This window comes from Pseudomonas sp. NBB (genome assembly GCF_032701105.1).
Classification (GTDB): domain Bacteria; phylum Pseudomonadota; class Gammaproteobacteria; order Pseudomonadales; family Pseudomonadaceae; genus Aquipseudomonas; species Aquipseudomonas asiatica.
The window spans coordinates 5,620,915-5,647,091 of the sequence record NZ_CP103994.1; the positions used below are offsets into that span (position 1 = coordinate 5,620,915).

General features: G+C 64.2%; 28 protein-coding genes. 17 read left to right on the plus strand and 11 right to left on the minus strand.

The window, feature by feature from the left end; genetic code table 11:
* Nucleotides 1-2 precede the first annotated feature (2 nt).
* Genes metW through NY023_RS25890 form a run of 5 tightly spaced genes read left to right on the plus strand, consistent with a single transcriptional unit; the run spans nucleotide 3 to nucleotide 3,181 of the window.
* Nucleotides 3-623, plus strand: a complete 621-nt coding sequence (gene metW / locus NY023_RS25870) for a methionine biosynthesis protein MetW (protein WP_013974621.1) — start codon at nucleotides 3-5, stop codon at nucleotides 621-623.
* 22 nt (nucleotides 624-645) lie between these two features.
* Complete coding sequence (locus tag NY023_RS25875) at nucleotides 646-1,080, plus strand: DUF4426 domain-containing protein (protein ID WP_013974622.1); 435 nt, start codon at nucleotides 646-648, stop codon at nucleotides 1,078-1,080.
* On the plus strand, nucleotides 1,077-1,673 hold the full coding sequence (gene rdgB / locus NY023_RS25880; RefSeq protein WP_003257822.1) for an RdgB/HAM1 family non-canonical purine NTP pyrophosphatase: 597 nt from the start codon (nucleotides 1,077-1,079) through the stop codon (nucleotides 1,671-1,673). The genes NY023_RS25875 and rdgB overlap by 4 nt, the downstream gene beginning before the upstream one ends.
* Nucleotides 1,670-2,845: a radical SAM family heme chaperone HemW gene (gene hemW / locus NY023_RS25885; RefSeq protein WP_013974623.1), complete on the plus strand. Its 1,176-nt coding sequence runs from the start codon at nucleotides 1,670-1,672 to the stop codon at nucleotides 2,843-2,845. Before rdgB ends, hemW begins: the two co-directional genes overlap by 4 nt.
* 9 nt (nucleotides 2,846-2,854) lie before the next feature.
* On the plus strand, nucleotides 2,855-3,181 hold the full coding sequence (locus NY023_RS25890; protein WP_003257821.1) for a DUF3392 domain-containing protein: 327 nt from the start codon (nucleotides 2,855-2,857) through the stop codon (nucleotides 3,179-3,181).
* Nucleotides 3,182-3,978: 797 nt separating this feature from the next.
* On the opposite strand, the gene trmB is transcribed toward NY023_RS25890, so the two are convergent.
* The 4 genes from trmB to NY023_RS25910 form a co-directional block, all read right to left on the minus strand.
* Nucleotides 3,979-4,701, minus strand: coding sequence for a tRNA (guanosine(46)-N7)-methyltransferase TrmB (gene trmB / locus NY023_RS25895; protein ID WP_013974624.1), 723 nt, complete (start codon nucleotides 4,699-4,701; stop codon nucleotides 3,979-3,981).
* Nucleotides 4,702-4,710: 9 nt separating this feature from the next.
* Nucleotides 4,711-5,505 carry a thiazole synthase gene (locus NY023_RS25900; RefSeq protein WP_013974625.1) on the minus strand — a complete coding sequence of 265 codons (795 nt, stop codon included), beginning with the start codon at nucleotides 5,503-5,505 and terminating at the stop codon, nucleotides 4,711-4,713.
* 53 nt (nucleotides 5,506-5,558) lie between these two features.
* Complete coding sequence (thiS, locus tag NY023_RS25905; RefSeq protein WP_003257817.1) at nucleotides 5,559-5,759, minus strand: sulfur carrier protein ThiS; 201 nt, start codon at nucleotides 5,757-5,759, stop codon at nucleotides 5,559-5,561.
* Nucleotides 5,760-5,862: 103 nt separating this feature from the next.
* Nucleotides 5,863-6,234 carry a DUF423 domain-containing protein gene (locus NY023_RS25910; protein WP_013974627.1) on the minus strand — a complete coding sequence of 124 codons (372 nt, stop codon included), beginning with the start codon at nucleotides 6,232-6,234 and terminating at the stop codon, nucleotides 5,863-5,865.
* Nucleotides 6,235-6,298: 64 nt separating this feature from the next.
* Between NY023_RS25910 and mtgA the strand changes: the two genes are divergently transcribed.
* The gene (mtgA, locus tag NY023_RS25915; RefSeq protein WP_013974628.1) at nucleotides 6,299-7,009 is read left to right on the plus strand and encodes a monofunctional biosynthetic peptidoglycan transglycosylase; all 711 of its coding nucleotides are present in this window, start codon (nucleotides 6,299-6,301) and stop codon (nucleotides 7,007-7,009) included.
* Between the two features lie 167 nt (nucleotides 7,010-7,176).
* On the opposite strand, the gene rpoH is transcribed toward mtgA, so the two are convergent.
* From rpoH to ftsY, 4 genes are all read right to left on the minus strand, one after another.
* Complete coding sequence (gene rpoH, locus NY023_RS25920) at nucleotides 7,177-8,031, minus strand: RNA polymerase sigma factor RpoH (RefSeq protein ID WP_003249083.1); 855 nt, start codon at nucleotides 8,029-8,031, stop codon at nucleotides 7,177-7,179.
* Between the two features lie 111 nt (nucleotides 8,032-8,142).
* Nucleotides 8,143-9,165 carry a permease-like cell division protein FtsX gene (gene ftsX, locus NY023_RS25925; protein WP_013974629.1) on the minus strand — a complete coding sequence of 341 codons (1,023 nt, stop codon included), beginning with the start codon at nucleotides 9,163-9,165 and terminating at the stop codon, nucleotides 8,143-8,145.
* Nucleotides 9,162-9,833 (minus strand): cell division ATP-binding protein FtsE, encoded by a 672-nt coding sequence (gene ftsE / locus NY023_RS25930; protein ID WP_013974630.1) that lies wholly within the window; start codon nucleotides 9,831-9,833, stop codon nucleotides 9,162-9,164. Before ftsE ends, ftsX begins: the two co-directional genes overlap by 4 nt.
* 2 nt (nucleotides 9,834-9,835) lie before the next feature.
* Nucleotides 9,836-11,362, minus strand: a complete 1,527-nt coding sequence (ftsY, locus tag NY023_RS25935; RefSeq protein WP_024087859.1) for a signal recognition particle-docking protein FtsY — start codon at nucleotides 11,360-11,362, stop codon at nucleotides 9,836-9,838.
* Between the two features lie 230 nt (nucleotides 11,363-11,592).
* Here ftsY and NY023_RS25940 point away from each other — a divergent pair, with 230 nt between their 5' ends.
* The 6 genes from NY023_RS25940 to NY023_RS25965 all read left to right on the plus strand — a co-directional run bounded on the left by NY023_RS25940 (nucleotide 11,593) and on the right by NY023_RS25965 (nucleotide 18,848).
* Nucleotides 11,593-12,948, plus strand: a complete 1,356-nt coding sequence (locus tag NY023_RS25940) for a M16 family metallopeptidase (RefSeq protein WP_013974632.1) — start codon at nucleotides 11,593-11,595, stop codon at nucleotides 12,946-12,948.
* The gene (locus tag NY023_RS25945) at nucleotides 12,941-14,431 is read left to right on the plus strand and encodes a M16 family metallopeptidase (RefSeq protein ID WP_013974633.1); all 1,491 of its coding nucleotides are present in this window, start codon (nucleotides 12,941-12,943) and stop codon (nucleotides 14,429-14,431) included. The genes NY023_RS25940 and NY023_RS25945 overlap by 8 nt, the downstream gene beginning before the upstream one ends.
* Complete coding sequence (gene rsmD / locus NY023_RS25950; RefSeq protein WP_013974634.1) at nucleotides 14,431-15,033, plus strand: 16S rRNA (guanine(966)-N(2))-methyltransferase RsmD; 603 nt, start codon at nucleotides 14,431-14,433, stop codon at nucleotides 15,031-15,033. Before NY023_RS25945 ends, rsmD begins: the two co-directional genes overlap by 1 nt.
* A 94-nt stretch (nucleotides 15,034-15,127) precedes the next feature.
* Nucleotides 15,128-16,429, plus strand: coding sequence for a M16 family metallopeptidase (locus tag NY023_RS25955; RefSeq protein WP_013974635.1), 1,302 nt, complete (start codon nucleotides 15,128-15,130; stop codon nucleotides 16,427-16,429).
* Nucleotides 16,422-17,795 (plus strand): M16 family metallopeptidase, encoded by a 1,374-nt coding sequence (locus NY023_RS25960; RefSeq protein ID WP_023663003.1) that lies wholly within the window; start codon nucleotides 16,422-16,424, stop codon nucleotides 17,793-17,795. The genes NY023_RS25955 and NY023_RS25960 overlap by 8 nt, the downstream gene beginning before the upstream one ends.
* 60 nt (nucleotides 17,796-17,855) lie before the next feature.
* Nucleotides 17,856-18,848: a hydrolase gene (locus tag NY023_RS25965; RefSeq protein WP_013974637.1), complete on the plus strand. Its 993-nt coding sequence runs from the start codon at nucleotides 17,856-17,858 to the stop codon at nucleotides 18,846-18,848.
* A 128-nt stretch (nucleotides 18,849-18,976) separates the two neighbouring features.
* Here NY023_RS25965 and NY023_RS25970 read toward each other — a convergent pair whose 3' ends face one another.
* Together NY023_RS25970 and NY023_RS25975 are read right to left on the minus strand one after the other, a co-directional pair.
* Nucleotides 18,977-19,831: a sulfurtransferase gene (locus tag NY023_RS25970; RefSeq protein ID WP_013974638.1), complete on the minus strand. Its 855-nt coding sequence runs from the start codon at nucleotides 19,829-19,831 to the stop codon at nucleotides 18,977-18,979.
* A 47-nt stretch (nucleotides 19,832-19,878) separates the two neighbouring features.
* Entirely contained in the window at nucleotides 19,879-20,544 is a 666-nt protein-coding gene (locus NY023_RS25975) for a TetR/AcrR family transcriptional regulator (protein ID WP_013974639.1), read from the minus strand.
* Between the two features lie 151 nt (nucleotides 20,545-20,695).
* Between NY023_RS25975 and NY023_RS25980 the strand changes: the two genes are divergently transcribed.
* From NY023_RS25980 to NY023_RS26000, 5 genes are all read left to right on the plus strand, one after another.
* A complete protein-coding gene (locus NY023_RS25980; protein ID WP_013974640.1) occupies nucleotides 20,696-22,126 on the plus strand; it encodes a coniferyl aldehyde dehydrogenase in 1,431 nt (476 codons plus the stop codon).
* A gap of 10 nt (nucleotides 22,127-22,136) precedes the next feature.
* Complete coding sequence (locus tag NY023_RS25985) at nucleotides 22,137-22,622, plus strand: hypothetical protein (protein WP_013974641.1); 486 nt, start codon at nucleotides 22,137-22,139, stop codon at nucleotides 22,620-22,622.
* Between the two features lie 20 nt (nucleotides 22,623-22,642).
* Nucleotides 22,643-24,241: a GMC family oxidoreductase gene (locus NY023_RS25990; protein ID WP_013974642.1), complete on the plus strand. Its 1,599-nt coding sequence runs from the start codon at nucleotides 22,643-22,645 to the stop codon at nucleotides 24,239-24,241.
* A gap of 112 nt (nucleotides 24,242-24,353) precedes the next feature.
* Nucleotides 24,354-24,833: a pantetheine-phosphate adenylyltransferase gene (gene coaD, locus NY023_RS25995; RefSeq protein ID WP_003249065.1), complete on the plus strand. Its 480-nt coding sequence runs from the start codon at nucleotides 24,354-24,356 to the stop codon at nucleotides 24,831-24,833.
* A gap of 108 nt (nucleotides 24,834-24,941) precedes the next feature.
* Nucleotides 24,942-25,193: a YfhL family 4Fe-4S dicluster ferredoxin gene (locus tag NY023_RS26000; RefSeq protein WP_013974644.1), complete on the plus strand. Its 252-nt coding sequence runs from the start codon at nucleotides 24,942-24,944 to the stop codon at nucleotides 25,191-25,193.
* A gap of 168 nt (nucleotides 25,194-25,361) precedes the next feature.
* Here NY023_RS26000 and mutM read toward each other — a convergent pair whose 3' ends face one another.
* Entirely contained in the window at nucleotides 25,362-26,174 is an 813-nt protein-coding gene (gene mutM, locus NY023_RS26005) for a bifunctional DNA-formamidopyrimidine glycosylase/DNA-(apurinic or apyrimidinic site) lyase (RefSeq protein WP_013974645.1), read from the minus strand.
* Nucleotides 26,175-26,177 lie beyond the last annotated feature (3 nt).

The window sequence follows — 26,177 nt, forward strand, 5'->3', positions numbered from 1 at the left end:
GCATGAGAGCCGATCTGGAAATCATCCACGACTGGATCCCCGCCGGCAGCCGGGTACTCGACCTGGGCTGCGGCAGCGGCGAACTGCTGGCCTCGCTGCGCGACCGCAAGCAGGTCACCGGCTATGGCCTGGAGATCGACGCCGACAACATCGCGGCCTGTGTGGCCAAGGGCGTCAACGTCATCGAGCAGGACCTGGACAAGGGCCTGGGCAACTTCGCCAGCAACAGTTTCGACGTGGTGATCATGACCCAGGCCCTGCAGGCCGTGGAGTACCCCGACCGCATTCTGGACGAGATGCTGCGCGTGGGCCGCCAGTGCATCATCACCTTCCCCAACTTCGGCCACTGGCGTTGCCGCTGGTACCTGGCGACCAAAGGCCGCATGCCGGTTTCGGACTTCATGCCGTACACCTGGTACAACACGCCAAACATCCACTTCTGCACCTTTGCCGACTTCGAAGAGCTGTGCCACGAGCGCCGCGCCAAGGTGCTAGACCGCCTGGCAGTCGACCACTTGCACCGCAACGGGTGGGCTGGCCGGCTTTGGCCTAATCTTCTAGGTGAGATCGGCATCTATCGTGTCAGCAGCCCGGGCCTGCAAGAACATCAGCTCGCGGTCTGACGCCCACCGGAGGAATCACCCCATGCGTCGCCTAGCCCTGTTCCTGATCAGCCTGTGCCTGGCCCTGCCGGTACTGGCTGCCGATGCTGCCCGCCCCGAGCGCAAGGAAGTGTTTGGCGACGTGACGGTGCACTACAGCGCGTTCACCTCGAGCATGCTTACACCGGAGGTGGCCGCAGCCACCGGCCTGGTACGCAGCAAGAACCAGGGCGTACTCAACATCGCCGTGCTCAAGGCCAACAAGCCCGCCATGGCGGTGGTCAGCGGCACGGTCAAGGACTTGACCGGGCGCAGCAGCCCGCTGTCGTTCAAGCAGATCACCGAACAGGGCGCGGTGTACTACATTGCCCAGTTCAAGATCGACCAGCCAGAAACCGTCACCTTCGACCTGAATATCGAAACCGGCGGCATCAGCAACTCCCTCAGTTTCAACCAGGAAGTGTTCCCAGGCGAATGATGAATTTCCAGCAACTCGTATTGGCCAGCCACAACGCCGGCAAACTCAAGGAACTCCAGGCCATGCTCGGCGCGTCCGTGCAACTGCGCTCGATCGGTGAGTTCAGCCAGGTCGAGCCGGAAGAAACCGGCCTGTCGTTCGTCGAGAACGCCATCCTCAAGGCGCGCAACGCCGCACGCATTTCCGGCCTGCCGGCCCTGGCCGACGACTCGGGCCTGGCGGTGGACTTCCTCGGCGGCGCGCCGGGCATCTACTCGGCGCGCTATGCAGACGGCAAGGGTGATGCGGCGAACAATGCCAAGCTGCTCGAAGCACTGAAAGACGTGCCTGAAGCCGAGCGCGGCGCACAGTTCGTCTGCGTCCTGGCACTGGTGCGCCATGCTGACGACCCGCTGCCGATCCTGTGCGAAGGCCTGTGGCACGGGCGCATCATGTTCGAGGCCAGTGGCGAGCACGGCTTTGGCTACGACCCGCTGTTCTGGGTACCGGAGCGCAGCTGCTCCAGCGCCGACCTGGCCCCTGTGGACAAGAACCAGCTCAGCCACCGCGCCCGCGCCATGGCCCTGCTGCGCCAACGTCTGGGCCTGGCATGATCGAAACGCTGTCCAACCCCGGCGCGGCGGGCTTCACCAGCCTGCCGCCGCTGGCGCTGTACATCCACATCCCGTGGTGCGTACGCAAATGCCCTTACTGCGACTTCAACTCCCACGCTGCCGGGCCTGAACTGCCGGAAGATGCCTACGTCGCCGCCCTGCTGACCGACCTCGACCAGGAGCTGGCTGCCGTGCAAGGCCGGCCGATCAGCTCAATCTTCTTCGGCGGCGGTACCCCCAGCCTGTTCAGTGCCGACGCCCTTGGCTGGCTGCTGCGTGGCGTGGAACAACGTATCCCGTTTGCACCGGACATCGAAATCACCCTGGAGGCCAACCCGGGCACGTTCGAGCAGGACAAGTTCAAGGCCTACCGGCAAACCGGTATCAATCGTCTGTCCATCGGTGTGCAGAGCTTCCAGCCAGCCAAACTGCAGGCGCTGGGGCGTATCCACAATGGCGATGAAGCGGTCCGCGCCGCCGGCATGGCGCGCGCCGCCGGCTTCGACAACTTCAACATGGACCTGATGCACGGCCTGCCCGACCAGTCGCTCGACGACGCGCTGGGCGACCTGCGCCAGGCCATCGACCTGGGGCCAACGCACCTGTCGTGGTACCAGCTGACCGTGGAGCCGAACACGGTGTTCTGGAACCAGCCGCCCGAGCTGCCCGAGGACGACATCCTCTGGGATATCCAGGAGGCCGGCCAGGCACTGATGGCCGAACACGGCTTCCGCCAGTACGAAGTCTCGGCCTATGCCCAAGCGGGGCGCGCTGCCCGGCACAACCTCAACTACTGGCGCTTTGGCGACTTCATCGGCATCGGCGCTGGTGCCCACGGCAAGCTGACCTTCGCCGACGGGCGCATCCTGCGCACCTGGAAGACCCGCCTGCCCAAGGACTACCTGAACCTGGCCAAGCCGTTCAAGGCCGGCGAAAAGCTACTGCCAGTCGACGAGCTGCCGTTCGAGTTCCTGATGAACGCCCTGCGCCTGACCGATGGGGTGGAAGCCGAACTGTTCACCCAACGCACCGGTTTGCCGCTGGCACAACTGCGCGAGGCACGCCGCGCTGCCGAACAAAAGGGCCTTTTGCAGGTCGAACCGGATCGGCTGGTGGCCACGCCGAGGGGCCAGTTGTTCCTCAATGACCTGCTGCAGTATTTCTTGACCTAAGGATGACCCATGGATCTGGTACTTGATCTGCTCGCGACGGTTTCTCGCTGGAGCCGCAGCAACCTGTCGGAGATTTCACTGGCCTTGGTAGGCTGCCTGCTGGTGCTGTTCGGCACCGATATCAAGGGCTGGGTGGAACAGCGCCTGGGCGGCCTGGCGGGCGCCCTGCGCGTACCGTTCATGGCCTTGCTGGTGATGATCGGCAGCGGTGCGGCGCTGATCTATGCCACGCCTTGGGTGGTGAAAGGGCTGAGCCAGTTCAACAACTACGCGCTGGCGCCGGTGCTGCTGGTGGTACTGGTGCTGATCGGGGTGGTGGCGGATCGACGGGGCTGAGCCACGGCCTTGCACTGAACCTTGCAGGAGCGGCCTTGAGTCGCGATGGGCCGCAAAGCGGCCCCAGCAATTGCTGCCTCACCGCTGACATCCTGGGGCCGCTACGCGGGCCATCGCGACACAAGGCCGCTCCTACAATGACCGCGTAATCTGGCGAGTACAGAGATGGGTTGTAAAAGCTGCCCCGGAGAACCAGGGCAGCCCTACCACCTGACTAGCCCTTACTGGGCATCATCGAAGTGATCGCGCATGAAGTCCCGAACGGTCTTGAGCACAGTCAAGATCCGGATGAACGTCCAAACGCGGCTCAGCGCATCAAGCAAACGCTTCATATGCCTTGGCCTCCGTGTTGGCGGGCCAATCTTCCAGCATCTAACCGGTACTTCGATGCCTTCAAAAACTGTGTGAGAGTCTTCTGTGAAGTGGCCAGGTCAATGGCCCTTCGAGAGGTGCACCGGCACGGTTCTCAGGCCGTGTCGAAGGGGCCGGAAAGCAGAATTCTTCTCCTACCCGGCCCATCACTGATTTCATCCACACAGGAGCAGCGCGATGATACTTGGAATGCTCACCCAAGACTGTTAACCGCTCCGACACACGTGATGCCGGATATTTCTGAGCATTGACGTTCCCCCGCTACGCTGCCTATGATCAGCCAACTGTGTGAGGGTTTTCTGTGAAACCTCAGAGCGAAGGATACTCAGTCCTGTTGCTCACATAAAAAACCGCCCTTTCAAAGGCGGTTTTTTTTCGCCTGCATTTCTGCAGGCATCGGCAAATCGAAAGGCCGTATCAGCCGGTCAATCCACCTTCTCGAACTTCAAATCCCAAACCCCATGCCCCAGCCGCTCGCCGCGGCGCTCGAACTTGGTGATCGGGCGTTCTTCCGGCCGTGGCACGTAAGTACCGTCGGCCGCACGGTTGCGATAGCCCGGGGCAGCGCTCATCACTTCCAGCATGTACTCCGCATACGGTTCCCAGTCGGTGGCCATGTGGAACACGCCACCGGGCTTGAGCTTGCGCCGTACCAGTTCGGCGAACTCCAGCTGGACGATGCGGCGCTTGTGGTGGCGCGCCTTGTGCCATGGGTCGGGGAAGAACAGCATCAGGCGGTCGAGGCTGTTGTCCGCCACGCAGCGGTTCAGCACTTCGATGGCATCGCAGTCATATACCCGCAGGTTTTTCAGGCCCTGGGTCAGCACGCCGTTGAGCAGCGCACCAACACCCGGGCGGTGTACTTCCACACCAATGAAGTCCTGTTCAGGCGCGGCAGCAGCCATTTCCAGCAGGGAATGGCCCATGCCGAAGCCGATCTCCAGGGTGCGCGGCGCCGAGCGGCCGAACACCTGGTCGTAGTCCACCGGGCTGTCGGCCAGCGGCAGGATGTACAGCGGGCCGCCCTGCTCCAGGCCACGTTGCTGGCCTTCGGTCATGCGCCCGGCGCGCATCACGAAACTCTTGATGCGGCGGTGCGGGCGGGCTTCGCCGTCGGGGGTGATCGGCGTATCGTGCGATTCAGTCATCAGGGGCTCTTACTTGATCAGACCATCCAGCGGCGAAGAGGCGCTGGCATAGAGTTTCTTCGGCATACGGCCGGCCAGGTAGGCCATGCGACCGGCGACGATGGCGTGCTTCATGGCCTCGGCCATCAGCACCGGCTGCTGGGCGTGGGCGATGGCCGAGTTCATCAGCACAGCTTCGCAGCCCATTTCCATGGCGATGGTGGCGTCGGACGCAGTACCCACACCAGCATCCACCAGCACCGGCACCTTGGACTCTTCCAGGATGATCTGCAGGTTGTAGGGGTTGCAGATACCCAGGCCGGTACCGATCAGGCCAGCCAGCGGCATGACCGCAATGCAACCGGCTTCGGCCAACTGGCGGGCGATGATCGGATCATCGCTGGTGTAGACCATCACATCGAAACCGTCTTTGACCAACACTTCGGCGGCCTTGAGGGTTTCGATCACATTGGGGAACAGGGTTTTCTGGTCGGCCAGTACTTCCAGCTTGACCAGGTTGTGGCCATCCAGCAGTTCGCGGGCCAGGCGGCAGGTGCGCACGGCTTCGACCGCGTCATAGCAGCCAGCAGTGTTCGGCAGGATGGTATAGCGGTCCGGAGGCAGCACATCGAGCAGGTTCGGCTCGCCCGGGTTCTGGCCAATGTTGGTGCGGCGCACGGCTACGGTGACGATCTCGGCACCCGAGGCTTCGATGGCCAGGCGGGTTTCTTCCATGTCACGGTACTTGCCGGTACCGACCAGCAGGCGCGACTGGAAAGTACGCCCGGCCAGGGTGAAGGGCTTGTCGCTACGAACGTTGCTCATGGTTGTTCCTCGGGAAAAGGTTGCTGGGCTTGCAGGTGAATCGCCGGCCAGAATCAGCCGCCACCGATGGCGTGGACCACTTCGACCTGATCGCCGTCGTTCAACAGCGTGCTGTCGTGCTGGCTACGCGGCACGATATCCAGGTTCAGTTCCACCGCGACGCGGCGCCCGGTCAGCTCCAGGCGGGCCAGCAGGGCCGCGACGCTTTCGCCAGCGGGCAATTCGTAAGGTTCACCGTTCAGTTGAATGCGCATGCGCACGGCCACCATTGTTCTTTGGGGGCCCGCATTCTAGCGCTGAACCGCCCTGCAACCCAAGGGCGCTGCACGCCATTAGTCGCGATTGTGGACCACTCGGTCAACCGAGCCGCCAGGCTGCCAGGCCCAGGCACAGCCAGCCGGCCAGGAAGCACAGGCCACCAAGCGGGGTGATGATGCCGAGCTTGCCCAGGCCGCTGAGGGTCAGCAGGTACAGGCTACCGGAGAACAGCACTATCCCCAGGGCAAACAGGCCGCCAGCCCAGCCGACCAGGCGCCCTGGCAGGTGCACCGAAAGCACGGCGACAGCGAAGATGGCCAGGGTATGTACCAACTGGTAGGTCACACCAGTCTGGAAGATCGCCAGGTAGTCGGCCGTCAGGCGGCTTTTCAGGCCGTGGGCGGCGAAAGCGCCCAGGGCGACACCGGTGAAGCCGAAAAAGGCGGCAAGCATCAGGAAGCTGCGAAGCATGGGACGACTCCTTGGATCGGGTCTGTATAATGGCCCCTTCCACCCGTACGGCCAAGCCATCGCCATGCTGCCAACCCTTCTCCGCCGCCTCTCTCGCGCCCTGCTCTGGTTCGCTGCCGGCAGCATCGTGCTGGTACTGGTGTTCCGCTGGATCCCACCACCCGGTACGGCGTTGATGGTGGAGCGCAAGGTGCAGTCCTGGGTGAATGGCGAGCCGATCGACCTGCAGCGCGACTGGGAGCCGTGGGAGAACATCTCCGACGACCTCAAGGTCGCGGTCATTGCCGGCGAGGACCAGAAGTTCGCCAACCACTGGGGCTTCGACATCCCGGCCATCCAGGCAGCGCTGGCCTACAACGAGCGCGGCGGCAGCATTCGCGGTGCCAGCACCCTGACCCAGCAGGTGGCCAAGAACCTGTTCCTGTGGTCCGGGCGCAGCTGGTTCCGCAAAGGCCTGGAGGCCTGGTTCACCGCGTTGATCGAGCTGTTGTGGTCGAAGGAGCGGATTCTCGAGGTCTACCTGAACAGTGCCGAATGGGGCAAAGGTGTGTTTGGCGCCCAGGCGGCAGCGCGCTACCACTTTGGCGTCGATGCCAGCCGGCTTAGCCGCCAGCAGGCGGCGCAGCTCGCAGCGGTGCTGCCGAGCCCGATCAAGTGGAGCGCCAGCCGGCCGAGCACCTATGTGGCCAGCCGGGCCGGCTGGATACGCCGGCAGATGAGCCAGTTGGGTGGGCCCAGCTACCTGATGCAGCTCGACACTTCGCGCAAGCCTTGAGGGCCTCTTCGCGGGCACGCCCGCTCCCACAGGGCCAGCATTACCCCTGAGGCCTGTGCAGTACCTGTGGGAGCGGGCGCGCCCGCGAAGAGGCCGGTAAATCTTGCACAAAAAAAAGCCGCTAACCCTATGCGGGCCAGCGGCTTTTCCTTGCAGCCAGGGCTCGATCAGGCCGCGATCAGCGCCTTGACCTTGTTCATCGCATTCTTTTCCAGCTGGCGAATCCGCTCAGCCGAAACGCTGTACTTGTCCGCCAGTTCATGCAACGTGGCCTTCTCTTCCGCCAACCAGCGCTGGTAGAGAATGTCGCGGCTACGCTCGTCCAGCCCTTGCAATGCTTCGTGCAAGTTGCTGGTAGAGTTGTCGCTCCAGTCGGCATCCTCCAGCTGCACCGCCGGGTCGTAACGGTGGTCTTCCAGGTAATGCGCAGGCGACTGGAAGGCACTGTCGTCGTCAGCTTCCGCTGCCGGGTCGAACGCCATGTCCTGGCCGCTGAGGCGGCTTTCCATCTCGCGCACTTCACGTGGCTCCACGCCCAGGCTTTCCGCCACGCGGTGCACTTCGTCGTTGTTCAGCCAGGCCAGACGCTTCTTCTGGCTGCGCAGGTTGAAGAACAGCTTGCGCTGGGCCTTGGTGGTGGCCACCTTGACGATGCGCCAGTTGCGCAGGATGAACTCGTGGATCTCTGCCTTGATCCAGTGCACGGCGAACGACACCAGGCGCACGCCCATTTCCGGGTTGAAGCGCTTGACGGCTTTCATCAGGCCGACGTTGCCTTCCTGGATCAGGTCGGCCTGGGCCAGCCCGTAGCCGGCATAGCTACGGGCGATATGTACGACGAAACGCAGGTGGGCCATCACCATTTGACGAGCGGCCTCGACATCCTGCTCATAATAGAGACGCTCGCCCAGATCACGCTCCTGCTCGACAGTCAGCAGCGGGATGCTGTTGACCGTGTGCACGTAGGCTTCCAGGTTTGCACCAGGTACCAGGGCATAGGCAGGTTGCAACGATGTGGTCATTCAAGAACCTCCGACTTACAGAACTCGCGCCTTGTGGGCGCTGCCAACATTGACCTGGAACGACGGTACAAGTTCCATGGTGAATAATTTGTCAATGCTGGCACGTAAAAACTATCGCGGCGCCAGCTCGTTCAGATGGCGGGCCACTGCGATCCATGCACCGATATACCCCAACAGCACCGCTCCGATCAAGAGCGACAGACCATCGGACGCCGGCACCCCACCTAGGGCGAAGTCGCTGCCGTACAGCCCGGAAAGCCCTACCACCGCCTCGTTCAGCCAGTTCAGGCCAAACGCCAGGATACCCCAGGCAATCACCCCTGCACCCAGGCCATACAGTGCGCCCATGTAAAGGAAAGGCCGGCGTACGTAGGCGTCTGTACCACCGACCAGCTTGATCACTTCGATCTCGGTACGGCGGTTTTCAATATGTAGACGAATTGTGTTACCGATTACTAACAGCAGGGCAGAAATCAGCATCACGGCCAGGCCGAAGACGAAGCGGTCACCCAGTTTGAGGATGGCCGCAAGGCGCTCGACCCATACCAGGTCGAGTTGCGCCACTTCCACCCGCGGCAGCTCCGACAGGCGCTGACGCAAGGCTTCCAGGGCCGGCTTGTCGACTTCGGTCGGGGTCACCACCACTACGCCGGGCAGCGGGTTGTCAGGCAGTTCACGCAGAGCTTCGCCCAGGCCGGACTGTTGCTGGAACTCCTCCAGCGCCTGCTCGCGGCTGACATACTGGGCGTCGGCCACACCGGGCATGCCCTTGATCTCGTCGCGCAGCGCCTCGCCTTCGCGGCTACCGGCATCGAGCTTGAGGTATAGCGAGATCTGTGCGGCGCGCTGCCACGAGCCGCCAAGCTTCTCGACGTTCTTCAGCAGCAATGACAGGCCCATGGGCATGCTCAGCGCCACCGCCATCACCAGGCAGGTGAAGAAGCTGCCGATCGGCTGCTTGCCCAGCCGGCGCAGGCTGTCGGCCATGCTGGCACGGTGGCTTTCCAGCCAGGCATGCAGCAGTGTGCGGAAATCCGGGCCGTCATCGTCGTCGTGCTTTTTCTTCGCCGGTTGCGGGTCGGCCGGCTTCGGCGCAACCCGCTCGGAAACCTTCGGCGTACGTGTAGTGCTCATTGCCCGGCCTCCCCATCGCCGATCAAGCGGCCGCGCTGCAAGGTCAGCATGCGGTGGCGCATGCGCGCAATCAGTGCCAGGTCGTGGCTGGCGATCAATACCGTGGTACCCAGGCGGTTGATGTCCTCGAACACCCCCATGATCTCCGCGGCCAGGCGCGGGTCGAGGTTACCGGTGGGTTCGTCGGCCAGCAGCAGGGCTGGCTGGTGAACGATGGCGCGGGCGATGCCCACCCGTTGCTGCTGCCCGGTGGACAGGTCGGCCGGGAACAGCTCGCCCTTGTCGGCCAGCGACACTCTCTCCAGCGCCGAGTCCACGCGCTTGGCGACCTCGGCCTTGGACAGGCCGAGAATCTGCAGCGGCAAGGCGATGTTGTTGAACACCGTGCGGTCGAACAACAGCTGGTGGTTCTGGAACACCACGCCGATCTGCCGGCGCAGGAACGGGATCTGCGAGTTGCTGATCTGGCCCAGGTCCTGCCCGGCCAGCATCAGCTTGCCGCTGGTCGGGCGCTCCATGGCCAGCAGCAGGCGCAGCAAGGTGCTCTTGCCCGCGCCCGAGTGGCCGGTGACGAACAGGAATTCGCCCCGGCGCGCCCGGAAACTCAGCTCATGCAAACCCACATGACCATTGGGATAGCGCTTGGCAACCTGTTCGAATCGGATCATGTTCAGTCTCGCTCGGCGAACAGAGCCTTGACGAACGGCTCGGCTTCGAAGGTACGCAGGTCGTCGATGCCTTCACCGACACCGATGAAGCGGATCGGCAGCTTGAACTGCTTGGCCAGGGCGAAGATCACCCCGCCCTTGGCAGTGCCGTCCAGCTTGGTCAGGGCCAGGCCGGTCAGTTCGACGCTCTGGTTGAAGTACTTGGCCTGGCTGATGGCGTTCTGGCCGGTGCCGGCATCGAGTACCAGCAGCACCTCGTGTGGCGCTTCGGCGTCGAGCTTGCCGATGACCCGGCGGACTTTCTTCAGCTCTTCCATCAGGTTGTCTTTGGTGTGCAGGCGGCCAGCGGTGTCGGCGATCAGCACGTCGACGCCACGGGCCTTGGCGGCCTGTACGGCATCGAAGATCACCGAAGCAGAGTCGGCGCCGGTGTGCTGGGCGATTACCGGGATCTGGTTACGCTCGCCCCACACCTGCAGCTGCTCGACTGCAGCGGCACGGAAGGTGTCGCCAGCAGCCAGCATCACTTTCTTGCCTTCGAGCTGCAGCTTCTTGGCCAGTTTGCCAATGGTGGTGGTCTTGCCGGCGCCGTTCACACCGACCACCAGAATCACATAGGGTTTGTTCTGCGCCTGCACCACCAGCGGCTGCTCGACCGGGCGCAGCAGCGCAGCCAGTTCTTCCTGCAGCGACTTGTACAGGGCATCGGCATCAGCCAGCTGCTTGCGGGCAACCTTCTGGGTCAGGTTCTGGACGATGGTGGAAGTGGCTTCCACACCAACGTCGGCGGTCAGCAGGCGGGTTTCGATTTCGTCGAGCAGGTCGTCATCGATGACCTTCTTGCCCAGGAACAGGCTGGCCATGCCCTCGCCGATACTGGCGCTGGTCTTCGACAGGCCCTGCTTGAGGCGGGCGAAGAAACCGGGCTTGGCCTGCTCGGCCTGCACGGCGACCGGGGCTGCAGCCACAGGGGCAGCAGGCTCTGGTGCAGGGCGTTCCGGGATGGCGGGCGGCGCTTTCGGCTCCAGATCCGGCACCAGAGCCACGGGCTCTTCAGCAACCGGCAGCACCAGGTTGCTGACCGGCGCGGCCGGTTCGACGACCGGGGCCGCCTCGACAGGGGCTGGCTCGATCGGGGCCGCCTGCAAGGGCATCGACGCGACCGGCCGCGGTGCAGGTGCCACCAGCGGCTGGGAAGCGACCGGCTCGGGTTCAGGGGCCTGCAACGGTTGGGAAGCAAGCGGTTCGGGGACAGGGGCCTCGACCACCGGGGATTGGACGGGTGCGGCGACCTGCTGCGGTTCTGTCAGCTGTGGCGCCGCAGGGGCCTGAACGGGTTCAGGGGCCTGTGGCGCTTCGGCGGTAGCCCCTTCGACCGGAGCGGCTGCAGGCTGCTCGACGGCTGGGGGTTCATTCGCGGGCACGCCCGTTGCCACAGGTTGCTGCGGTTTCTTGCGAAACCAGCTGAACAGGCCTTTCTTCTCACCAGCCTCGGCTGGCGCTTTTTTGTCGTCGTTGGAACCAAACATGGAAGACGGCTATCTCAGGGTAGCGATGGGCCAGCTATGGCGCATCGGGAATTCTCTCTACGCAGAACAGACTATCTTGAAGCCGGCTGGTTCATGCGCAACGTTTTGTCTTAGTGTCCTGCGGGCCAGAACGGCGACAGGCATGGTCGCCAGGCAACCGGATCAGTATCCTAGCACCTCCTGGCCCGCCGACGCTAAACCAGCGGGCCGCCGAACAGGTTAAACACCGTATGAATGCTCTAGCCCGCCGCGCCGCTGGCCTGTTGCTCGGCACGCTCTGCCTGCCGCTCGCGGTCTTCGCCGCCGATGTGCAACCCACCCACGAATTCATCCTCGACAACGGCCTGAAAGTAGTCGTGCGCGAGGACCACCGCGCCCCGGTGGTGGTCTCGCAGATCTGGTACAAGGTTGGCTCCAGCTACGAAACCCCTGGCCAGACCGGCCTGTCCCATGCGCTGGAACACATGATGTTCAAGGGCAGCGCCAAGGTCGGCCCCGGTGAGGCCTCGCGCATCCTGCGTGACATAGGCGCCGAAGAAAACGCCTTCACCAGCGACGACTACACCGCCTATTACCAGGTGCTGGCCCGCGACCGCCTGCCGGTGGCCCTGGAGCTGGAGGCCGACCGCCTGGCCAGCCTGCGCCTGCCCGCTGACGAATTCAGCCGCGAAATCGAGGTGATCAAGGAAGAACGCCGCCTGCGCACCGACGATCAGCCCAACTCCAAGGCGTTCGAGCTGTTCCGCGCCATGGCCTACCCGGCCAGCGGCTACCATACCCCGACCATCGGCTGGATGGCCGACCTGGAGCGCATGAAGGTCGAGGAACTGCGCCACTGGTACGAATCCTGGTACGCCCCCAATAACGCCTCCCTGGTGGTGGTCGGCGATGTCACCGTCGATGAGGTCAAGGGCCTGGCGCAGAAGTACTTCGGCAGCATCCCCAAACGCGCCGTGCCACCGGCCAAGTTGCCGCTCGAGCTGGCCCAACCAGGCCAGCGCCAGCTGACGCTGCACGTGCGCACCCAGTTGCCGAGCCTGATCTACGGTTTCAACGTACCTGGCCTGCCCACCGCCAAGGATCCGCGTACGGTGCATGCCCTGCGCCTTATCTCGGCATTGCTCGACGGCGGCTACAGCGCCCGCATGCCGGCACGCCTGGAACGCGGCCAGGAACTGGTGGCCGGCGCTTCGTCCAGCTACAACGCCTTCACCCGCGGCGACAGCCTGTTCCTGATCTCGGCCACGCCGAACGTGCAGAAGCAAAAAACCCTCGCCGATGTCGAGAAAGGCATCTGGCAGCTGCTTGATGAGCTCAAGACCACCCCGCCCAGCGCCGAAGAGCTGGAGCGCGTACGCGCCCAGGTCATTGCCGGCCTGGTCTACGACCGCGACTCCATCAGCAGCCAGGCCACTACCATCGGCCAGCTGGAAACCGTCGGCCTGTCGTGGAAGCTGATCGACAGCGAGCTGGACGAGCTCAAGCGCGTTACCCCGCAGGACATCCAGAACGCCGCGCGCACCTACTTCACCCGCGAACGCCTGAGCGTTGCCCATGTATTGCCCGAGGAGTCCGCTCATGAGTGATCGCCGCGCACCACGCCCAACCCTGCTGGCCACGGGCATCCGCGCCCTGGCGCTGGCGGCGGTGCTGGCCGCCCCGGCCATGGCCGACAACGCCGCCAAGGCCGACAGCAACGCGGCACGCCCGGCCAATACCTTGCAGTCACTGGCCGAACTGGATGGCAAGGCGCCCAGCCGGCGCCAGTTGAACATACAGCACTGGAACACTGCAGAAGGCGCCCGCGTGCTGTTCGTCGAGGCCCGCGAACTGCCGATGTTCGACCTGCGCATCACCTTCGCCGCCGGCAGTAGCCAGGATGGCGGCACGCCAGGCCTGGCCGCCCTGACCAACGCCATGCTCAACGAAGGCGTGGCCGGCAAGGATGTGACTGCCATCGCCGAAGGCTTCGAGGGGCTGGGTGCCGACTTTGGCAACGGCTCCTACCGCGATATGGCCGTGGCTTCGCTGCGCAGCCTCAGTGCCAAGGACAAGCGTGAACCGGCGCTCAAGCTGTTCACCGAAGTGACTGGCAAGCCGACCTTCCCTGAAGACGCCCTCAAGCGCATCAAGAACCAGATGCTGGCCGGCTTCGAGTATGAAAAGCAGAACCCTGGCAAGGTCGCTGGCAAGGCCCTGTTCGCCAAGCTCTACGGCGACCACCCCTACGCCCACCCGAGCGACGGCACTGCCGAAAGCATCAGCGGCATCACCCTGGAACAGCTGCGCGCCTTCCACGCCAAGGCCTACACCAGCGGCAACGCGGTCATCGCCCTGGTCGGCGACCTCAGCCGCGCCGAGGCCGAAGTCATCGCCGCCCAGGTATCAGCTGGCCTGCCCAAGGGCCCCGCGCTGGCCGCACCGGCCCAACCCGGCGAAGCCAAGGCAGGCCTGACCCACATCGACTTCCCGTCCAAGCAGACCCACCTGATGCTGGCCGAACTCGGCATCGACCGCCAGGACCCGGACTGGCCGGCCCTGTCACTGGGCAACCAGATCCTCGGCGGCGGTGCGTTCGGCACCCGGCTGATGAGCGAGGTACGTGAAAAGCGCGGCCTGACCTACGGTGTGTACTCGGTGTTCAGCCCGATGCAGGTTCGCGGCCCGTTCATGATCAACCTGCAGACCCGTGCCGAACTCAGCGAGGGCACGCTCAAGCTGGTGCAGGATATTCTCGCCGACTACCTCAAGGCCGGCCCCACCCAGCAGGAGCTGGACGATGCCAAGCGCGAACTGGCCGGCAGCTTCCCGCTGTCCAATGCCAGCAACGCCAGCATCGTCGGCCAACTGGGTGCCATTGGCTTCTACAACCTGCCGCTGACCTGGCTGGAGGACTTCATGCAGCAGTCCCAGGCCCTCACCGTCGAGCAGGTAAGGACGGCCATGAACAAACACCTGTCAGCCGATAAACTGGTGATCGTCACCGCTGGCCCGAAAGTGCCGCAAAAACCGCTGCCAGCCCCTACTGACAAGCCCTCCGAGCAGCCGCTCGGGGTACCGGAGCACTAATGCCAAGATCCACCCCTACCGCCCGCCCACAACCGGGCCACAGCAAGGGCCAGGGCCACCTGCGCATCATCGCCGGCGAGTGGCGCAGCCGACGTCTGGCGGTGCCGGAAGGCGAAGGCCTGCGGCCAACGCCTGACAGAGTGCGGGAAACCCTGTTCAACTGGCTGGCCCCCTGTATCGAGGGTGCCCGCGTTCTGGACGCCTTCACCGGCAGCGGTGCCCTGGTGCTCGAAGCCCTGTCCCGCGGGGCCGAGGACGCGGTCGCGCTGGACAGCAACCCGGCGGCCATCGCCAACCTGAAGAACAACCTCGAGATCCTGCGCTGCCCGCGCGGGCAAATCCTGCAGACCGACGCCCTGCGCTATCTGCAAGGCCCGGCCAAGCAGCAGTTCGACGTGGTGTTCCTCGACCCGCCGTTCCACCAGGACCTGCTGGCAGACACCTGCAACCTGCTGGAACAGAACCAGTGGCTGCGCGAGCAGGCGTGGGTCTACACAGAAAGCGAGGCTGCCCCGTCGACCTTGCAGTTGCCGGGCAACTGGCGCCTGCACCGCGAGAAAAAGACCGGCCAGGTGCACTACGCACTTTGGCAACGGGGTTGATCCGGTAACCCTGGGTTGCCGTATTTAGTTACCACAAACCCGCCGCCTTCATGGCTGAAGCTGCTCCTCCGATTCCTGCAGGAGCACTTCAACCATGACCGACCACCCCGCCCCACCCGCGCCGGCAGGCTCGGTGCACAGCTTTACCCTCGCCAACGGCCTGCGCGTCTACCTGCGTGAAGACAACCGCGCGCCGCTGGTCAGCGTGCAGCTGTGGTACCACGTAGGCTCCAGCTACGAGCCTGAGGGCCACACCGGCCTGTCCCACGCCCTGGAGCATCTGCTGTTCGAGGGCAGCAGCAAACTGGCTCCAGGCCAGTATTCAGCCCTCATGAGCCGCCTGGGCGGTGACCCAAATGCCTTTACCTACCCCGATGCCACGGTCTTTCCGCTGACTTTGCCACGCAACCGCCTGGAAATTGCCTTGGAGGCGCTGGCCGACGTCATGGCCAGCGCCACCCTCAGCGACGTGCCTTTTGCCCGTGAACTGGCAGTAGTCATGGCCGAGCGCCGCGAGGATATCGACAACAGCCCCTTGGCACTGGCAGTGGAACATCACCAGTTGCTGGCCTATGGCAACAGCGGCTATGGCAACCCCGTGACCGGCCACAAGACCGACCTCGACCATATGACCCCGACGGCGGCGCGCACCTGGTACCAGACCTGGTACCACCCCAACAATGCCACGCTCGCCGTGGCTGGTGACATTGCCCTGGCCCAGCTGCAAAAGCTGGTTACACGGCACTTTGCAGCGATCCCCGCCAACCGCCTGCCAACACGGCAAAAACCCACAATGCCTTCTGGGCAGGTTCGGCGCAGCCAGACCCTGCGCTGGCATGGCCTGAACACCGGCGTGCTCATCAGCTTCAACCTTCCCAGCCAATGCACCGCCCGCTCTGGCTCACAAGCCTGCGCACTGCGCCTGCTGCCGGACATTCTTGCTGAAGGCCACGCCAGCACGCTGCAGCGCCTGTTGATACAAGACACTCCGCTGCTACAGGGCCTGAGAGCGACCTATGAGCCATGGCAGCGCGGTGACAGCCTGCTGACCTTGTACGCGTTCTGCAGCCCGCAGGTTACGCCGGAGGCAGCAGCCGAAAGGCTGATGCAGGAAATCGAAGCGTTCCGCCAGTCGGCCCCCTCCAAGGAAGATCTTCAACGCGCCAAGGCTCGCCTGCTGGCCAGGCAACTATTCGCAAGAGACGACATCGGCAAACAGGCAGAGGCCATCGGCAAACAGGCCGCCTGCGGTCTGGACCCCGTTGCCCTGGACGATGAGCGACAAGCCATCGAAGCCGTGACAGCCGAGCAGGTAGGCCTGATTGCGCTGGAATTCCTGACTGAAGCCCGTGCGGCCATCACCTTCATGCACCACAAGGAAAGTACCGATGAATGACAAGATCGCGAGCATCCCGCAACCGGCTGTAGCCAACGGAAGTCACAGTGGTCTGGTCTCGGTCCAAGGCGTTGATCTGGACCAGCTCGAAACCCCTCAGACGCAGGTGCAGGCGTGGACCACGGAAGCAGGTACAGGCGTGAAGTTCGTCGAAGCCCGCGGGCTGCCTATCGTAGATGTGGTCTTGCGGTTCAAGGCAGGCACGGCCCAGGACACCTTGCAACCCGGCCTGGCAGCCTTGACGCTGTACATGCTCGACGAGGGCAGCCGGCGCTACACCAGCGCCAGGCAAGCTGAGGGCATGGAGCGCCTGGGCGCGATCATGGAAAAGCAGATACGCCTGGAGCATGCAACGCTGAGCCTGCGCAGCGTGAGCACGAAAACGATACTCGCACCAGCCCTGGACCTGTTTACCGACCTTGTGGCAAACCCGGCTTTCCCCGCGCCTGCCCTGGAAAAGATCAAGCGCCAGTTCGTGCAGCACAACGCATCCCGCGAACGGCGCCCCAGGCTCAGGGCGCGTAGCGAGGCGTTTCGCCATCTGTTCCAGGGGCATCCCTATGGCAACCCGCTGGGCAGCACCATTCAAGGCGTGAACGCCGTCAGCCCTGAAGACTTGCGGGCATTCCACCAACGCGCCTATAGCGCCAGCAACCTGGAAATGGTGCTTGTCGGGGACCTGGCCCTGAGCGAGGCGCAAGCCATCGCGCAACAGATCAGCCAAGCCCTGCCGCAAGGCTGGTCCGCCGCTGACCTGCCAGCCGTTCCGGAAGCTACCCATGCAACCATCAACGTCGAACAGCCCGGCAACAGCAGCGCAGTGCTGCTGGCATTGCCCATGAACGTTCCCGCCAATGACCCGGATTTCCCAGCCATTGTGCTAGCCAGTGAAGTGTTGGCTTCAGGCCTTGAATCGCGCCTGATGGTGGAACTGCGCCAACGTCGCGGGTTGACCTACGGCATCTACAGCCGCGCTTCGCCGTTGAGTGCCGGCGGGCTGTTCACCATAGAGTGGGACATCGCGCCACGGTACGTGCAATGCTCGCAGGAACTGGTAGCAACCTTGCTGTGCGATTTCATCGAGCAAGGGCCAACCAAGGCCGAACTGCAGCTGGCGTGCAAACAGCTGGCCGGGCAATTACTGCGTGGTGTGGCGCAAAACAACAGCCTGGCAGCATTGCTGACGGAGATAACCCACCAACATCAGCCTGCAGACCACCTGAACAGCTACATCGAGCGCATCGGTAGGCTGAGCCCGGCAGATATCTGCGCGGCGATGCAAGACCGTCTCGACTTGAACTGCGAGGTACTGGTCAGTGTCGGCCCACGTGTCGACCAGCAACCGCTGCCAGCCACCGACCAATAGCGCAGGTACAGTGGCGTTGTTTCATGGCACTCTAGGCAGGCACATCACGAGTCGCCTAGCATGCCCAGCCCCAGCGCCACATTCCGCCCGGCCATCGGCCTGTCCAACCCCCACCTGCAAACTCTGTGGGGGCCACTGTGGCGCAAGCTGCCTGAACTGCAGCGCAACCGCGAGCGGCTATGGCTGGCCGATGGCGACTTCATCGACCTGGACTGGCACGGCCCGCACCAGCCCCACGCGCCGTTGGTGCTGGTCCTGCACGGTTTGACCGGCTCCTCCCACTCGCCCTACGTCAAAGGTTTGCAGCAAGCGCTGCACGGCCGCGGCTGGGCCAGCGTGGCGGTGAACTGGCGCGGTTGCTCGGGCGAGCCCAACCTGCTGCCACGCAGCTACCATTCCGGTGCCAGCGAAGACCTGGCCGAAATCGTCAGCCACCTGCGCGCCCAGCGCCCGTTGGCGCCGTTGTATGCGGTGGGTTATTCGCTAGGGGGCAATGTGCTGCTGAAATACCTTGGCGAAAGCGGTGTCGCCAGCCAGTTGCAGGCTGCGGTGGCAGTGTCGGTGCCGTTTCGCCTGGATCACTGCGCCGACCGCATCGGCCAGGGCTTTTCAAAGGTGTACCAGGCGCATTTCATGCGCGAGATGCTGGCTTATGTTCAGCTCAAGCAGCGGCACTTCCACGACAAGGGCCAGCATGAACGGCTAGCGACGCTGCAACGGCTGGGGCCGCTGGTCAACCTGCGCACGTTCTGGGAATTCGACGGCAAGGTCACCGCACCGCTGAACGGTTTTCGCGATGCGCACGACTACTACCGCCGCTCATCGAGCCATTTCTTCCTCGGCCAGAACCGCACGCCGACGCTGATCATCCATTCCAGCGATGACCCTTTCGTCTCCGGCCACAGCCTGCCAACGGCCCGCGAACTGGCGCCGCAGACCCGCTTCGAACTGCACAGCCGCGGCGGCCATGTGGGGTTTGTCGATGGCAGCCTGCGTAACCCGGGGTATTACCTGGAGCGGCGGATTCCACAGTGGTTGGTGGAAGGCCAATAGGAGCTGCAGTTTTCATTGGCAGTACCGACCTAATCGCCGGCAAGCCAGTTCCCACAGGTATGGCACAGGCCCGATGGGTAGTGATGTACCTGCGGGAGCTGGCTTGCCGGCGATGAGGCCGGGCCTGCTTACTCGCCAGTGGCTACGCCATGCTGCGGATCGTTGATCCACTCGCTCCACGACCCGGCATACAGCTTGCCCAGTGGATATCCCGCCAACGCCAAGGCGAAAAGGTTATGACACGCCGTCACCCCCGACCCGCAATACGCCACCAACTGCTCCGGTGCACGCCCGGCGAGCTTTTCAGCAAAGCGCTGTTTTAGCTGGTCCGAAGGCAGAAAACGCCCATCAGCCCCAAGGTTGTCGGTAAACGCCGCGCACTGCGCCCCCGGAATATGTCCCGCAACCGGGTCGATCGGTTCCACTTCGCCACGGAAGCGCGGCAAGGCACGCGCATCGATCAAGGTCAGGTCTGGGTTACCCAGACGCTTGGCCAGGTGCTCGGCATCGATCAGCAGCTTGCCGTCCGGCTCACCGTTGAAGGTGCCTTCCCGCTTGAGCGGCGGGTCCAGGCTGAGCGGCAGGTGCGCCGCATGCCAGGCCTTCAGGCCACCATCGAGGATCGCTACACCGCTGCGCTTGCCCAGCCAGGCCAGCAGCCACCAGGCACGGGCGGCAAAAGCGCCAGGGCCGTCGTCGTACAGCACCACCTCGCTGTCATCGTCCAGGCCCCACTCACGCAGGCGCTCGACCAACCGGCGCGCATCCGGCAATGGGTGGCGCCCGGTGCGTCCCTTGCTCACAGGCCCGCTGAGGTCACGCTCCAGGTCAGCAAAATGCGCTCCGGCAATATGCCCCTGGGCATAGCTGCGTTGGCCATAGTCCACATCCTCGAGGGCAAAGCGGCAGTCGAGGATCACCAACTTGGGCGAGCCCAGACGCTCGGCCAACTGCTGCGGGGTGATCAATTGCGCAAGGGGCATGACAATCTCCTGATCGAAGGCACTATCGATAACACTGAGGCCCTGGGTTAGTGCTCCAGGGCCTGGTTGAACGGTACATGGAATTCCTGGCAAAGGGCGTCCACCGCATTGCGGGCGTTGTCGGTGACGAAACCGAGCTCCAGCACCAGTACCTGGTAGACGCCGCGCTTGAAGGCTTCTTCACCCAGATGCGCGGAATGTTCCCGCGTGGTGCTGAGAAAACGTACCCAGGACGTCAATACGATCCAGGCATTGATGGTCAGCGATTCGATCTGGGCTTGTGTCATGGCCAGGATGCCCGCCTCGACGAAACCGCGGTAGATCGCCTGGCCCTGACGCAGGCATCGTTCGGAAAAGCGCCGATAACGTGCGGCCAGCTCCGGGTCGCTGTCCAGCAGGTGTTCCAGATCACGATGCAGAAAACGGTAGTTCCACATCTCCGCCAACAGCGCCTTCAGGTAGAAGCGCTTGTCCTCCACGGTCGCCGCACGGCCTTGCGGCGGGCGCAGGAAGCTGTCCACCAGTTCTTCGTACTGACTGAACAGCAAAGCGATGATCGCCTGCTTGTTGGGGAAGTGGTAATACAGGTTGCCGGGCGAAATTTCCATGTGCGCGGCAATGTGGTTGGTACTGACGCTGCGTTCGCCCTGCTGGTTGAACAGCTCGAGGCTGTTCTGCACGATGCGCTCTCGGGTCTTCATGCGCGGGGCCATGCTCAGCTCCCAGTCTGCGGGCCTTCATCAAAGGGTCATCTTACGGCGTATTGGCAATGGAATGCACCGCTCGACAACGCGGAAAAATTCGCACCATCGTACAAATTAGAGTATAGACTCTAGGGATTCCCTCCCCGGACTCGACGCCGCCATGAACTCGCCCAGTGCCTTGCCCCCTGTGCAATCCGACCTCGACCTTGCGGCGACGTTCGCCACCCAGCGCCAGGCTTTTGCCGGCAACTCATCGCCAGCGGCGGCGCAGCGGCGCCAATGGCTGAAAAGCCTGCGGGAAGCCTTGCTGGCCGGCCAGGCCGAACTGATCGAGGCAATCGGCCAGGACTTTGAGGGGCGCAGCGCCGACGAGACCCTGCTGGCCGAGCTGCTGCCCTCGGTGCAAGGCCTGCGTCACGCCGAAAAGCACCTGCAGCGCTGGATGCGCGCCAGCCGGCGCAAGGTCGGCCTGGCCTTCCAGCCGGCCAGCGCGCAGGTGCGCTACCAACCCCTGGGCGTGGTCGGCATCATCGTGCCGTGGAACTACCCGCTGTTCCTTGCCATCGGCCCACTGACCTGTGCCCTGGCCGCCGGCAACCGGGTCATGCTCAAGCTCAGCGAAGCCACGCCTGCCACTGGCCAGGCGCTCAAGCAACTGCTGGAGCAGGTGTTCCCCACCGATCTGGTCAGCGTGGTGCTCGGCGAAGTCGAGGTAGGCCAGGCCTTTGCCCGCCTGCCGTTCGATCACCTGCTGTTCACCGGCGCCACCAGCGTGGGGCGCCAGGTAATGCTGGCTGCGGCGCACAACCTGACCCCCGTCACCCTAGAACTGGGCGGCAAGTCGCCGGCCATAGTCTCTGCCGACGTACCGCTGGACAGCGCCGCCGAGCGCATCGCCTTCGGCAAGACCCTCAATGCCGGCCAGACCTGCGTCGCCCCCGACTACGTGCTGGTGCCACGCGAGCGCCTGGATGCCTTCAGCGATGCCTACCAGCGTGCCGTACGCCGGCTGTACCCGCGCATCGCCGACAACCCCGACTACACCGCCATCATCAACCAGCGCCAGCTGCAGCGCTTGCAGCATCTACTGGACGATGCCCACGCCAAAGGTGCGCAGGTACTCGACCTGTACCCCGGTGAAGCCCGCCAGGGCCGGCGCCTGCCACCCCACCTGCTACTGGGGGTGAACGACGGCATGCAGGTGATGCAGGACGAAATCTTCGGCCCATTGCTGCCGCTGGTGCCCTACGACAGCCTCGAGCAGGCACTGGCCTACATCAACCAGCGCCCGCGCCCGCTGGCGCTTTACTACTTCGGCTATGACCGCGCAGCCCAGGAGCAGGTGCTGCGCCACACCCACTCCGGCGGAGTGTGCCTGAACGACACCCTGCTGCACGTGGCCCAGGATGACTTGCCGTTCGGCGGCATCGGCCCTTCAGGCATGGGCCATTACCATGGCCACGACGGCTTCCTGACCTTCAGCAAGGCCAAGGCGGTGCTGGCCAAGCAACGCTTCAACGCTGCCCGGCTGATCTACCCGCCCTATGGCAAAGCCTTGCAGCGCCTGGTCTTCAAGCTTTTCATCCGCTGAGGGCGAGCCCATGCACCGCCGCGAACTGCTGCGCTTCAGCCTTGGCGCCAGCGTCTTTCTGGCGGGTACCAGCCTGGTCGGCTGCAGCGCACAGACAGCCGCAACGGGTTACCAGGTACTGCGCGACGACGACCTGCCGCTGCTGCGCGCGCTGATCCCGGTGGTACTGGCCGGCACCCAAACCGCCGAGACACTGGTGCTGCATAGCCTCGACCACAAACTGGCGGCGCTGTCGCCGGAAATACTCAAACTCACCCGGCAGTTGTTCGACGTGCTCAACCTGCCGCTCACCCGCGGCCCACTGACCGGGGTCTGGGGCGCCTGGGAGCAAGCCAGCGCCGCGCAGGTCACGGCCTTCCTGAAACGTTGGCAGGACAGCTCGCTGAACCTGCTGCGCATGGGCCACGCCTCGCTGCTGCAGTTGCTGCAGATGGCCTGGTACGAACGCCCCGAATCCTGGGCCGCCTGCGGCTACCCCGGGCCACCGAAAATCTGAAAACAACAAGAGCAGCGCCAATGCCTGTACCCGACCCGTTTCGCCAAGGCCTGGAAAGCGGCTGGATCACCCACGACGCCTCGCGCCTGGAGCACGACCTCACGCTGGAAGCCGACGTTGCCGTGATCGGCAGCGGTGCCGGTGGCGCTACCAGCGCGCAAATGCTCAGCACTGCCGGCTTCAAGGTGCTGCTGATCGAAGAAGGCCCACTGAAGACCAGCAGCGATTTCCACCTGCTGGAAAACGAAGCCTATGCCAGCCTGTACCAGGAAGGCCTGGGCCGCATGAGCAAGGACGGCGCCATCACCATCCTCCAGGGCCGCGCCGTGGGCGGCACCACGCTGGTCAACTGGACCTCCAGCTTTCGCACGCCGCCACAGACCCTGGCCCACTGGGCCGCAGCCCACAAGGTGAGCGGCCTGGGCGAGGAGCAGATGCGCCCCTGGTTCGAGCGCATCGAGCAAGAGCTGGGCATCACCCCTTGGGCCCTGCCACCGAACGCCAACAACGAAGTGCTGCGCCGTGGCTGCGAACAGCTGGGCTACCGCTGGGCGGTGATCCCGCGCAACGTGCGCGGCTGCTGGAACCTAGGCTACTGCGGCATGGGTTGCCCGGTGAATGCCAAGCAGTCGATGCTGGTCACACGTATTCCCGCCACCCTCGAACAAGGCGGCGAGCTGCTGTACCTGGCTCGGGCCGAGCGCTTCGAACACAACGGCGAGCGCATCCAGGGCCTGTCATGCCAGGCGCTGGATAGCCAGGGCATACACACCACAGGCCGGCAGATCCGCGTTCGCGCGCGTCACTACATCCTTGCCGGTGGTGGCATCAACAGCCCGGCCCTGCTGCTGCGTTCCGACGCGCCCGACCCGCATGGCCGCCTGGGCAAACGTACCTTCCTGCACCTGGTCAACTTCAGCGCAGCACGCTTCAACGATCGTATCGACCCCTACTACGGCGCTCCGCAGTCCATCTACAGCGACCACTTCCAATGGCAAGGCGGCAACGATGGCCCGATTGGCTACAAGCTGGAGGTGCCACCGCTGCACCCGGCCCTGGCCACCACGCTGCTGGGCGGGCATGGCCACGAGAATGCCCAGCGCATGGCCGCGCTGCCACATACCCACGTGATGCTGGCGCTGCTGCGTGACGGCTTCCACCCGCAAAGCCAGGGCGGGGCCGTGGAGCTGCGCGGCGATGGCTCACCGGTGCTCGATTACCCGATCACCGACTACCTGCGCGACGGGCTGCGCCGCGCCTACCGCAGCATGGCGCAGATCCAGTTCGCCGCCGGCGCCACCCAGGTCACCCCCGTGCACAGCGATGCCAGCGCCGCGTCCAACCTGGCGCAGGCCTTGGCCATGATCGACCGGTTGCGCCTGGAGCCGTTCCGCACACGCCTGGGCAGCGCTCACGTGATGGGTGGCTGCGCCCTCGGCGACGACCCGCGCCAGGCGGTATGCGACAGCCTTGGCCGCCATCACCAGCTGGAAAACCTGTCGGTTCACGACGGCTCGCTGTTCCCCACCAGTATCGGCGCCAACCCGCAACTGTCGGTGTATGCCATCAGTGCCAGGCTCACCGAAGCACTGGTCGCCCGCCTGGCACACAGTGCATGACAAGGAACAGGCCCCCTGTCTATAGTGCCGTCAGCCGGCCGCATGACTTGGCCGGGGCGCCGTCGCTGCGCTACCATCCGACTCCCCCACGCACTCCAGCCAGGATGACGCGATGAACCGAGTGTTGTACCCGGGTACTTTCGACCCCATTACCAAAGGCCATGGCGACCTGGTCGAGCGCGCCTCGCGGCTGTTCGACCACGTGATCATCGCGGTGGCGGCCAGCCCGAAGAAAAACCCGCTGTTCCCGCTGGAACAACGGGTGGAGCTCGCCCGTGAGGTCACCAAGCACCTGCCCAATGTCGAAGTCATCGGCTTCTCCTCCCTGCTGGCGCATTTCGCCAAGGAGCAGGGCGCCAACGTCTTCCTGCGTGGCCTGCGTGCGGTGTCCGACTTCGAGTACGAGTTTCAGCTGGCGAACATGAACCGGCAACTGGCCCCCGACGTCGAGAGTCTGTTCCTCACGCCTTCGGAGCGTTATTCGTTCATTTCCTCGACCCTGGTCCGGGAAATTGCCGCGCTGGGTGGTGATATCAGCAAGTTCGTCCACCCAGTGGTGGCCGATGCGCTGACCGAACGCTTCAAGAAATGACCTTTAGCGGCTGATCATCGCGCCCGCGTGCACTGCGGGCGCGAATGCGGCACAATTGTGCCCACTGCGTTGAACATGCCCGGGCGCGGAGCCCCGGCCGGAGTCCCCATGTCCCTGATCATCACCGACGATTGCATCAACTGCGACGTCTGCGAACCCGAGTGCCCGAACGAGGCCATCTCCCAAGGCGAAGAGATCTACGTGATCGACCCTAACCTGTGCACCCAGTGTGTAGGCCATTACGACGAGCCGCAATGCCAGCAGGTCTGCCCGGTCGACTGCATCCCGCTGGATGAAGCGCACCCGGAAACCGAAGAAGAGCTGATGGCCAAGTACCGCCGGATTACTGGCAAGGCCTGATCGCTGCCTGAACGCCTCCACGCGGTCCCTGTGTGGGAGCGGCCTTGCGTCGCGATGGGGCGCGAAGCGGCCCCAGGATTTCAGCTTCGCAGCAGAAACTGCCGGGGCCGCTGTGCGGCCCTTTCGCGACGCAAGGCCGCTCCCACAAGGGGTTCCGCGTAACTTGCCTCAGCGCTGGCAACGCGGGCAATACACACTCGCCCTCTGCCCCAGCTTCACCTCGCGCAACTCCGTGTCACACACCTTGCACGGCTGCCCGCCCCGCCCGTACACGAACAATTCCTGCTGGAAGTACCCCGGCTGCCCATCACCACCGATGAAGTCGCGTAGCGTGGTGCCGCCCTGTTCGATCGCCGCCGCCAGCACACGCTTGATCTCGATCGCCAGCTTCAAGTAGCGCGCCCGGGAAATCCCGCCCGCTTCCCGACGGGGGTCGATGCCAGCGGCAAACAGCGCCTCGGTGGCGTAAATGTTGCCCACCCCCACCACTACCGCGTTATCCATGATGAACGGCTTGACCGCCATCGACCGCCCACGGGACAACTGGAACAGTCGCTCGCCGTCGAACAGGTCGGTCAGCGGTTCAGGCCCCAGGCGCAGCAGCAGTTCGTGATTGAGCGGGTCCAGGCTCCACAGCATCGCGCCAAAGCGGCGCGGGTCGGTGTAGCGCAGCATCAACCCCGACTCAAGCTCGATATCCACATGCTCATGCTTGGCCGCCGGCAAGCCCAGTTCGACCAGGCGCAGGTTGCCCGACATGCCCAGGTGACTGATCAGGGTGCCGACCTCGGCATTGATCAACAGATACTTGGCGCGCCGCTCGACACTGACGATGCGCTGCCCCGACAGGCGCACATCCAGGTCTTCCGGAATCGGCCAGCGCAGGCGCCGGTCACGTACCACCACCCGGCTGACGCGCTGGCCTTCCAGATGGGGCGCAATACCGCGCCGGGTGGTTTCTACTTCTGGCAATTCCGGCATGTG

Excerpts from the sequence above, each read along its gene's own strand:
- metW (WP_013974621.1), top strand. The coding sequence starts at position 3 with ATGAGAGCCGATCTGGAAATCATCCACGACTGGATCCCCGCCGGCAGC.
- NY023_RS25875 (WP_013974622.1), top strand. The coding sequence starts at position 646 with ATGCGTCGCCTAGCCCTGTTCCTGATCAGCCTGTGCCTGGCCCTGCCG.
- rdgB (WP_003257822.1), top strand. The coding sequence starts at position 1,077 with ATGATGAATTTCCAGCAACTCGTATTGGCCAGCCACAACGCCGGCAAA.
- hemW (WP_013974623.1), top strand. The coding sequence starts at position 1,670 with ATGATCGAAACGCTGTCCAACCCCGGCGCGGCGGGCTTCACCAGCCTG.
- NY023_RS25890 (WP_003257821.1), top strand. The coding sequence starts at position 2,855 with ATGGATCTGGTACTTGATCTGCTCGCGACGGTTTCTCGCTGGAGCCGC.
- trmB (WP_013974624.1), bottom strand. The coding sequence starts at position 4,701 with ATGACTGAATCGCACGATACGCCGATCACCCCCGACGGCGAAGCCCGC.
- NY023_RS25900 (WP_013974625.1), bottom strand. The coding sequence starts at position 5,505 with ATGAGCAACGTTCGTAGCGACAAGCCCTTCACCCTGGCCGGGCGTACT.
- thiS (WP_003257817.1), bottom strand. The coding sequence starts at position 5,759 with ATGCGCATTCAACTGAACGGTGAACCTTACGAATTGCCCGCTGGCGAA.
- NY023_RS25910 (WP_013974627.1), bottom strand. The coding sequence starts at position 6,234 with ATGCTTCGCAGCTTCCTGATGCTTGCCGCCTTTTTCGGCTTCACCGGT.
- mtgA (WP_013974628.1), top strand. The coding sequence starts at position 6,299 with ATGCTGCCAACCCTTCTCCGCCGCCTCTCTCGCGCCCTGCTCTGGTTC.
- rpoH (WP_003249083.1), bottom strand. The coding sequence starts at position 8,031 with ATGACCACATCGTTGCAACCTGCCTATGCCCTGGTACCTGGTGCAAAC.
- ftsX (WP_013974629.1), bottom strand. The coding sequence starts at position 9,165 with ATGAGCACTACACGTACGCCGAAGGTTTCCGAGCGGGTTGCGCCGAAG.
- ftsE (WP_013974630.1), bottom strand. The coding sequence starts at position 9,833 with ATGATCCGATTCGAACAGGTTGCCAAGCGCTATCCCAATGGTCATGTG.
- ftsY (WP_024087859.1), bottom strand. The coding sequence starts at position 11,362 with ATGTTTGGTTCCAACGACGACAAAAAAGCGCCAGCCGAGGCTGGTGAG.
- NY023_RS25940 (WP_013974632.1), top strand. The coding sequence starts at position 11,593 with ATGAATGCTCTAGCCCGCCGCGCCGCTGGCCTGTTGCTCGGCACGCTC.
- NY023_RS25945 (WP_013974633.1), top strand. The coding sequence starts at position 12,941 with ATGAGTGATCGCCGCGCACCACGCCCAACCCTGCTGGCCACGGGCATC.
- rsmD (WP_013974634.1), top strand. The coding sequence starts at position 14,431 with ATGCCAAGATCCACCCCTACCGCCCGCCCACAACCGGGCCACAGCAAG.
- NY023_RS25955 (WP_013974635.1), top strand. The coding sequence starts at position 15,128 with ATGACCGACCACCCCGCCCCACCCGCGCCGGCAGGCTCGGTGCACAGC.
- NY023_RS25960 (WP_023663003.1), top strand. The coding sequence starts at position 16,422 with ATGAATGACAAGATCGCGAGCATCCCGCAACCGGCTGTAGCCAACGGA.
- NY023_RS25965 (WP_013974637.1), top strand. The coding sequence starts at position 17,856 with ATGCCCAGCCCCAGCGCCACATTCCGCCCGGCCATCGGCCTGTCCAAC.
- NY023_RS25970 (WP_013974638.1), bottom strand. The coding sequence starts at position 19,831 with ATGCCCCTTGCGCAATTGATCACCCCGCAGCAGTTGGCCGAGCGTCTG.
- NY023_RS25975 (WP_013974639.1), bottom strand. The coding sequence starts at position 20,544 with ATGGCCCCGCGCATGAAGACCCGAGAGCGCATCGTGCAGAACAGCCTC.
- NY023_RS25980 (WP_013974640.1), top strand. The coding sequence starts at position 20,696 with ATGAACTCGCCCAGTGCCTTGCCCCCTGTGCAATCCGACCTCGACCTT.
- NY023_RS25985 (WP_013974641.1), top strand. The coding sequence starts at position 22,137 with ATGCACCGCCGCGAACTGCTGCGCTTCAGCCTTGGCGCCAGCGTCTTT.
- NY023_RS25990 (WP_013974642.1), top strand. The coding sequence starts at position 22,643 with ATGCCTGTACCCGACCCGTTTCGCCAAGGCCTGGAAAGCGGCTGGATC.
- coaD (WP_003249065.1), top strand. The coding sequence starts at position 24,354 with ATGAACCGAGTGTTGTACCCGGGTACTTTCGACCCCATTACCAAAGGC.
- NY023_RS26000 (WP_013974644.1), top strand. The coding sequence starts at position 24,942 with ATGTCCCTGATCATCACCGACGATTGCATCAACTGCGACGTCTGCGAA.
- mutM (WP_013974645.1), bottom strand. The coding sequence starts at position 26,174 with ATGCCGGAATTGCCAGAAGTAGAAACCACCCGGCGCGGTATTGCGCCC.